Raw genomic sequence first — 1,655 nt, 5'->3', positions numbered from 1 at the left:
GCGTCTTCGCGCGGCCGATTACTTTGTCGCCAGGTGTGAGAATTCAAAATCAAACGATGGATGTGCTTGAGCGACCAATCATGATCGATCAACTCGCCGGCCAGATAATCCAATAGCTCGGGATGGCTGGGCCGCGTGCCGTTGTGGCCGAAATCGCTGGGCGTGTCGACAATCCCCGTGCCAAAATGGAACTGCCACAGTCGGTTGATAATTACCCTCGGGGTGAGCGGATTGTCGGCGCTTGCGATCCAGTCGGCCAGGGCAAGCCGGCGCGATTGCTCCGGTGCGTCCTGATCCAGCTTCAACGATCCGAACACTTCGATCGTATCCGGGCCGACGGGTTCGCGACGGGCATCGGGTTCACCACGATACAGCCGATAGGTTGGACCGGGTTGCGAAAATGTTCCCGCGTAGACTTGTGGCGACATTTCAAGTGTCGCCTTTCGCCTGCGGGCCAGCGTGAGTTGATTCAGCCAATGCTTGGCTTGCTGTGCTTCGGCCGGCGAGACGTTCTCGAAGCGATACTGTGCACCCTCGGGCTGCGATTGACCGTGCGGTCGGCGATCGGCAGAGGATGCCACGCGCGCCCAGTTGCCGGGCTCGTTTGCGACGTCGATGTGATAGGCCGTGGCGAGGCGATCAGAGTACGTTTGCTCGCGGTCGCGTCCCCACACGATGCGATCGATCACGGTCGGCTCAGCGAGTTCGATTTGCACCCAGCCGCCGGCAACGGAATCAACGATCCAGCTGCGGGCATTCCCGTAACGCCCGTCGTTGATGTGCTGGAGCTTGTGCAGCGGGTGTTGGAAATCGCCGGAAGAACTCGGCTTGGCACCGCTGCTGGCCAGTGCGACGTTCTGGTCGCCGGCGTAAATTTCCAATTCATCAAGACAGGCCTGGGAGCCCGAGGTTTGTTCGATCACAAATCGTACAAAGCGAGTCAAACGCGGGGCGAAACGTTCTTCGTTCTGGATGGAATTGACGGCCGCACGCAGCGTCGGCGGCACCACAGGACGCGAGCTATCGGTTTCTGGTTCCGGCTGCAGCACGACGACATCTGCCGTCACGGCGCTGCCGCTGTCCCCGGCGATCAACACGAGCCGGTCGTCAGGGGCAAACTCATGAACCCCGGCATCGTAAAAGCCGCTCCACTTGGCCACTCCATCGACTTCGCCTGATCCGTCGGCCAGCCGTTGTTGATTGACGGAGCAGATTTCGCGGTCGCCCGTCGCTGAACGCAAGACGTATCGCGCGTCGGAGCAGTGGGTGGCGTAGCCCGCGCCCCAGCTGAGCCAGACTCGATGCAGACCGCTGGCATGTGGCTCGTACACGACCGTTTCTTCGCCCGGACGAGCTTTCCACCAGGTGTAATGTTTGCCACCGAAGTCGGCTTCGTTACGACCTTGTTTCGCCGCAGTCCCGGCGGGTTGGAACACGGGCCGGGCATCCGATTCATCGATCGCGATCGATGCGGCGGTATCCCGGGCAAGGTAGGGCTGCAGTTTATCCGTCAGTTCCGCGATCACCGCGTCGATCTCGGCGAGTTCCTGTTCGGCTTCCTTTGTCGGCGGCAAGCTTCGTTCACCATGTTGCACCCCGGCAAACACGGCTTGCATGGCGTAGTAATCACGTTGACTGATCGGATCAAATTTATG

The 1,655-nt window shown here is 60.5% G+C and carries 1 protein-coding gene; it reads right to left on the bottom strand.

Going from position 1 to position 1,655, the window contains the following annotated elements; genetic code table 11:
* A partial coding sequence (locus ABX749_RS32060; protein WP_372899621.1) for a DUF1553 domain-containing protein occupies window positions 1–1,655 on the bottom strand: 1,655 nt, incomplete at both ends.

Origin of the sequence: Stieleria sp. (assembly GCF_041595215.1) — a bacterium.
Lineage (GTDB): Bacteria > Planctomycetota > Planctomycetia > Pirellulales > Pirellulaceae > Stieleria > Stieleria magnilauensis.
The sequence above is the reverse complement of the archived record's forward strand: the minus strand, read 5'-3'. Positions and strand labels throughout refer to the sequence as shown.